This window comes from Sphingomonas turrisvirgatae (assembly GCF_001721295.1).
Lineage (GTDB): Bacteria > Pseudomonadota > Alphaproteobacteria > Sphingomonadales > Sphingomonadaceae > Sphingomonas > Sphingomonas turrisvirgatae.
The window spans coordinates 283,228-289,597 of sequence record NZ_MDDS01000013.1; the positions used below are offsets into that span (position 1 = coordinate 283,228).

A 6,370-nucleotide genomic window follows, 5' to 3' on the forward strand; every position below is an offset into this window, starting at 1 on the left:
TGGCACCCGACGGCGCCACAGCCACACCTTATAAAAAAGTCGTTCGGAGTGCAGTGATGCCCAAGGTCAAGATCATTTCCCTTCTCATCGCAACGCTCGTTGCGACTCCCGCCCAGGCGATCGACGTGGCCAAGGTAAGGGAAATCATATCCGACCCGAAGGGCCTCGCTGCGCCCGGATGCGCCGCCGGCGCTTTTCGCGGAGGGAAGACTCTCTTCGTCACTGCGGCCGGCTCCGGCGACATCGAGAAGGGCAAGCCGCTCGATGGCGACACTCTTTTCTATGCAGCCTCGGTCTCGAAGCAGTTCACCGCGCTCGCCGCGGCCAAGCTGATCGAGCAGAAGAAGCTCTCGCTCGATGACGATGTCCGCAAATATCTCCCCGAACTCCCGGAATATGAAGTTCCGGTCACGGTTCGGATGCTCATGCTGCACACCGCAGGCATCCGCGATTCGCTCGAACTGATCCGCCTCGCCGGAATTGACAGCGTGGCGGACACCGACAAGGCCACCGCGCTCAAGCTGCTGTTCGCGCAGAAGAGCACCAACTTCACGCCCGGAACCGCCTACACTTATTCGAACGGCGGCTATCTGCTCCTCGCCGAAATCGTCGAGCGCGTCTCCGGCATGCCGTTCGCGGATTATGCCAAGAAGGCGATCCTCCGGCCGCTCGGAATGAAGCGCAGCTTCTTCATGAACGACGCAAAGCCCAGCGGGACCAACATCGCCCATGGCTACGTCCCCGTCGGCGACGGGTTCGAGATTCGCGACACCTATCCGACCTTCAGCGGCTCCGGCGGGCTAATGGTCACCATCAACGATCTCGCCAGTTTAGACCGCGACATTGAGGTCGGCCACAAGGTCTGGACGCCCGCGGTCGCGAAGATCATGACGACGCCCGGCACCTTCACCAACGGCCAGCCGGCCCTCGAGGAGCGGACCGGGCTCGTCTATGGCGGCGGCCTGATGATCGGCAGCCGTAACGGCCAGTACTTCGTCCAGCATGGTGGTGGCGCCGAAGCGTTCAAGAACATGTACGCCCGCCTGCCGGAGCGGAAGCTGAGCGTCGCCGTCTTGTGCAACCGCGGCGACTGGGTGTCCCAGGACAAGGCCGACGCGATTGTCGAGGCGATCGAGGGCGACATCCTGACTGCGGACGACGCGTCCTCCGCCGCCAAGCCCGCGCTCGACGGCCGCTACGTCTCCGACGAGCTGCAGGCGACCTGGGACGTGCGCATCGCCGGCGACGTGCTGACGGCGGGGGTTGCGTCGCGCTTCGCCCGCGCGCCGGGCGAACCGCTGGAGCTGAAGCGCAGTGCCGACGGCACGTTCACGGCGCTCGGCACGCGGCTGATCTTCGACGAGGACGGGCAAGGATTCACGATCAGAACCGCCCGCGTCCACGCCCTCCGTTTCCGCCGCGCCGGCTGATCAACAAGCCCTCGGGAGACCGACCAATGACCCGTTCGTCCACGACCTGCCGCAAATGCGGCCCGATGCTGCCGAGCACCCTCGTCTGGGCGATGGCGATGATCGCGCTGTCCCCGGTCCAGCCGGCGTTCGCGCGGGGCACGCCGCGCAGCGCCGATCTGGTGATCCGCGGCGGCACGATCTACGACGGCGCATCCGCGACGCCGGTGGTCGGCGACGTCGTCGTCACGGGCGACAGGATCGTCTACGTCGGCGCCTCTGCGTCGAACCCGTACACTGCCAGAAAGATGATCGACGCGCGCGGCCTGATCGTCGCTCCGGGCTTCATCGATCCGCATACCCATGCCGACACGTTCCTCGCCGGCACCGATGCGACCACCCGCCTCAACCTGCCGTGGATGATGCAGGGGGTGACGACGATCTTCACCGGGGTGGACGGCCACGGCCAGCCCGGCGGCAAGGTCGACATCGCCGGATTGTTCGACGGTCTCGAGCGGAACTCTTTCGGCATCAACGTCGCCGCTTATGTCGGCTTCGGCGCGATCCGCCGCGCCGTCATCGGCGACGACGACCGCGCTCCGGCGGCGCACGAGTTGGCCAGAATGAAGGGCCTTGTCGCGAAAGGCATGTGCGAGGGCGCGCTGGGCTTCTCCACCGGGCTGTTCTACGCGCCGCAGAGCTTTGCGAAGACCGACGAGGTCATCGCGATCGCGCGGGAGGCCGCCATGCGCGGCGGGGTCTACGACACCCACCAGCGCGACGAATCCTCCTACACGATCGGCGTGGTAGATTCGACCAGGGAAGGGATCGAGATCGGCCGCGCCGCCGGCATTCCGGTCCATTTCGCGCACTTCAAGGCGCTCGGCGTCGACGTCCACGGCAAGGCGCCCGAGCTGATCGCGGCGATCGGGAAAGCCCGGTCCGAAGGGCTCGCCGTCACCGCCGATCAATATCCCTGGGAGGCCTCCGGCTCGGGCCTCGAGGCGTCGCTGCTGCCGCGGTGGGCGGTGGACGGCGGACGCGCGCCGATGCTGAAACGCTTCGAGGATCCGCAGTCCCTCGCCAAGATCAGGGCCGAGATGCGCGAGAATCTGCGCCGCCGCGGCGGGCCGGACTCGCTGCTGCTAACCGCTCCCGGCCACCCTTGGACGGCGAAGCGCCTCGGCGAGGTCGCGCGCGGATGGAATGTCGAGCCGATCGATGCGGCACTGCGCATCATCCGCGAGACCGATCGCGGCAGCTCCGTCGTCTCGTTCAACATGGCCGAGAGCGACATCAAGCTGCTGATGCAGCAGCCTTGGGTGATGACGAGCTCGGACGGCTCGCACGGCCACCCGCGGATGTACGCGACCTTCCCGCAGAAATACGCGAAATACGTGCTGAAAGAGCAGACAATCTCGATCGCCGAATTCATCAACAGCAGCACCGGGCGCACCGCCGACACGTTCAAGCTCGATCGTCGCGGTCACCTGCGCCGCGGCTATTTCGCCGACGTCGTGGTGTTCGACCCGAAGAGCTATCGGCCGCGCGCCGACTATGTCCATCCGGAAGTGCTGACTGAGGGCGTTCAGACTCTGCTCGTCAACGGCACCCTCGCCGTCGAGCACGGCAAGCCGACCGGCGCCGCAGCGGGACGGGGGCTCAGGCACGTGCCGACGGCGGGAAGCTGCTCCTGATGTCCGATGCGGCCCTTGCGGCCGCCGCGCCCGCCCCCTTGGCCGGAAAGCTCCGCCGCTATTGGTTCGACGTGAGCCTGTGGAAGCGGACCGTGCTGGCGCTGGTCGCCGGGGTGGCGGTCGGCAGCCTGCTCGGCGAGGACGCCGGCCAACTGAAATGGCTGGGCGACCTGTTCGTCCGCCTGATCCGCATGCTGGTCGCGCCGCTCGTCTTCGTGATCATCGTCTCGGGCATCGCGGCGATGGTGGCGCGCTCCGAAGGCGAGATCGATCTTGCCATCATGGGCGGCGCGCGGTCGACGGCACCAGAATGACCTGAGGCGACCGGCGCGTTCAGTAAGGCGCGTCCGAACCCAGATGTGAAGAGGCAATGATGTTCAAGCTGCACCAGCGGCGCGGTCGCGCGCGTCCCGCCGAAAATGAGCTCTCCGGCCGGTTCGATGCGATCGTGCTCGGCGCCGGTGTGGTCGGCGTGACGACGGCCTACGCACTCGCCCGACGTGGGCTCAAGGTGGCGATCGTCGATCGCGCCGAGGGGCCTGCGCGCGGCACGTCCTACTCCAACGGGGCGCAGCTCAGCTACGCCTACACCGATGCGCTGGGCAGTCCGGCGATGCTGAAGAAGCTGCCCATGCTGGTGCTCGGCGGCGATCCGTCCTTCCGCATCCAGGCGACGATCGACCCGGCGTTCTTCCAATGGGGGCTGCGCTTCCTGCGCAACTGCACCGGCGAGCGCTTCAGCCGCAACACCAGGGCCGGGCTCGCGCTCGCGCTTGAGTCGCGCCTCGCGATGCACGCGCTGACCGAACGGCATCCGTTCGACTTCGGCCATGCGGCTCCGGGCAAGATGCACCTCTTCTACGACCACTCGGCCTTCCGCGCCGCAGGCGAGGTGATGGAGTTGAAGCGCCGGCACGGCGCCGTCCAGGCCGCGCTGACGGCGGAGGAGGCCATTGCGATCGAACCGGCCTTGGCCACCGCGACCGGCATCGCAGGAGTCATCTACTCCCCCCAGGACGAGGTCGGCGACCCGTTCCGCTTCGCCTCGGGGCTGCTCGACATCCTCATCCGGGACTATGGCGTCGAGGCGCGCTTCGGATGTCATGTCGATCGGCTCGAGATCGATCGCGGCACCGCCCGCATCAGCGATGCGACGGGTGCGACGATCATCGGCAAAAAGCTTGCCGTCTGCCTCGGGATCGCCGCGCCGCGCTGGCTGCGCAAGGCGGGCGTCCGGGTGCCGGTCTGGCCGATGAAGGGCTATTCGTTCACCGCGCGATGCGGCGACGCGGCGCCGCGGGTCAGCATCACCGACACCGCCCGTAAGGTCGTGTTCTGCCCGCTCGCCGGACGGATGCGCGTCGCAGGCCTTGCCGAGCTTGGCGTCTGGGATCCGTCGCTCCACCACCAGCCGCTGCGCGCGCTCGTCCGAATGGCCCGCACGTCCCTGCCGCAGGCCGCGGCCTACGATGCGCTGGAGAGCGAATGGGCCGGGCTGCGGCCAATGTCGCCGTCCTCGCTGCCGATCATCTCGCGGCCGCGGCCCGAGCTGCTGCTGAACATCGGCCACGGCATGCTGGGCTGGACATTCGCAATGGGCGCGGCGGAACGTGCCGCATCGCTGATCCACCACCAGGACTGAAAGGAAGCAATATGAGCACAGAGACGCCGCCCCTTGCAGGGCCGCCGCTGAGCAAAGTGCGCCGTGCCGGCAATCTCCTGTTCGTCTCGGGCCAGCTGCCGCGCGGCGCCGACGGCGCGATCGTCGCCGGCGACATCACCGTGCAGACTCGCCAGTCGCTCGCCAACCTCGCGGCGGCGCTCGCCACCGCCGGTGCGACGATCGAGCACGTCGTCAAGGTGAACGCCTGGCTGACCGACGGGCGCTACATGGACGGCTTCAACCAGACCTATCGCGAGGTTTTTTCCGAGCCCTATCCGGCGCGCTCGACGGTGATCTCGGGGCTCGTCGCCGGCGACGTCGAGATCGAGGCGGTCGCCTGGCTTCCGTAGCTCGACGGGGATGCGGTTTGCCCCAGCTTGGCAGGCCGCGTCCCCTTTCTTAGGAGGCATGCGATGCGCGTCCGTCAGATCGAAGTTTTTCACGCCGTCTACGTCAGCGGTTCGATCAGCGCGGCGGCGCGGACCCTTCAGGTCTCGCAGCCCTCGGTCAGCAAGGTGCTGCACCATGCCGAAGACCAGCTCGGCTTCAAGCTGTTCGCGCTGGTCCGCGGCCGGCTCGTGCCGACCGACGAGGGCCATGCTTTGTTCCGCGAGGTGGACGAGGCGTTCGAACGGCTGCGCTCGCTGCAACAGACCGCCAAGAACATCCGCACCCACGGTGGCGGGCACATCCGGCTGGCAGTCGTCCCGTCGCTGGGGCTCAGCGTCGCGCCCCGGGCGATCGCCCGGTTCCGTGCCCGCCATCCGGGCGTCACGTTCGACGTTCAGACTCTTCACCACGACGAACTGTTTCGTTCGCTCTACGAGCGCGAATCCGATCTGGCCATCGCCTACAACCCGCCGGCCCACTCGCGCATGACCTGCATTCCGCTGGGCCAGGCCGAGCTGGCGGTGCTGTTCGAACGCAAGGCTTTCTCGGCGCCAGGGTCCAGGTTCCCGCTTTCGCGGCTGGACGGTAGCGACGTGATCGGGCTGGCGAGCAGCGGTCCGATCGGCGACCTTCTCGACGCGGAGCTGAAGCGCCAGAACGTCGTCATCCGGGAGGTCGTCTCCGCTCAAACCTTCTATGTCGCCGCGGCGCTGGCCCGCTACGGGGCCGGTGTGACCATCGTCGATGAATTCACCGCCCGGGCCAGCGTGACCCTCGACATGGGTTTTCTGCCGCTCGAGCCCGCTGTCCGCTTCAACATCGGATGCGTCCACCTCGAGGATCGCCCGATCTCGGCCGTCTCGAGCGAGTTCGTCAGTCACTTCAAAGAGGCGCTGTCCGACGACCGGGACGTTCCTGCGGCCGCGTAGCAGCCTGTCGCCTCGCGAAGGGCGCCCTGCTCGAAGAGTTCATGTCCGCTTCCGGGAAGATCGCCAGCAGCCGCGAACGTCTGCAAGTAGGGCGCGTTGCGGAAGGTCCGCTTCCCGTGGCTAAGCTTGCGTCCTCAAATGTCGGCGTTTGGGTGTATTCCGTTGAAAAACTCGGTCTTGAAGTCGTGCTGAGGGTCTGATTCAGTTTTCGCGGTTGAGCGGAGACGGGCTGATGATGGGTGAGCGGGCGGTGGCGCAGGAAGCGCTGTTCTACAGCTTCAG

General features: G+C 67.1%; 6 protein-coding genes. All 6 read left to right on the forward strand.

The genetic code is table 11. The features are described from left to right. Window positions 1–56: 56 nt before the first annotated feature. Window positions 57–1,430, forward strand: a complete 1,374-nt coding sequence (locus BFL28_RS06680) for a serine hydrolase domain-containing protein (RefSeq protein ID WP_069319801.1) — start codon at window positions 57–59, stop codon at window positions 1,428–1,430. Between the two features lie 26 nt (window positions 1,431–1,456). Then, a complete protein-coding gene (locus BFL28_RS06685; RefSeq protein WP_079246974.1) occupies window positions 1,457–3,106 on the forward strand; it encodes an N-acyl-D-amino-acid deacylase family protein in 1,650 nt (549 codons plus the stop codon). Beyond that, window positions 3,106–3,420 carry a cation:dicarboxylate symporter family transporter gene (locus BFL28_RS06690; protein WP_069319803.1) on the forward strand — a complete coding sequence of 105 codons (315 nt, stop codon included), beginning with the start codon at window positions 3,106–3,108 and terminating at the stop codon, window positions 3,418–3,420. The genes BFL28_RS06685 and BFL28_RS06690 overlap by 1 nt, the downstream gene beginning before the upstream one ends. A gap of 59 nt (window positions 3,421–3,479) precedes the next feature. Next, the gene (locus tag BFL28_RS06695; protein ID WP_079246982.1) at window positions 3,480–4,748 is read left to right on the forward strand and encodes an FAD-dependent oxidoreductase; all 1,269 of its coding nucleotides are present in this window, start codon (window positions 3,480–3,482) and stop codon (window positions 4,746–4,748) included. An 11-nt stretch (window positions 4,749–4,759) separates the two neighbouring features. After that, complete coding sequence (locus BFL28_RS06700; RefSeq protein ID WP_069319804.1) at window positions 4,760–5,119, forward strand: RidA family protein; 360 nt, start codon at window positions 4,760–4,762, stop codon at window positions 5,117–5,119. Between the two features lie 63 nt (window positions 5,120–5,182). Next, window positions 5,183–6,088, forward strand: a complete 906-nt coding sequence (locus BFL28_RS06705) for a LysR family transcriptional regulator (protein WP_069319805.1) — start codon at window positions 5,183–5,185, stop codon at window positions 6,086–6,088. The last annotated feature ends 282 nt before the right edge of the window (window positions 6,089–6,370 follow it).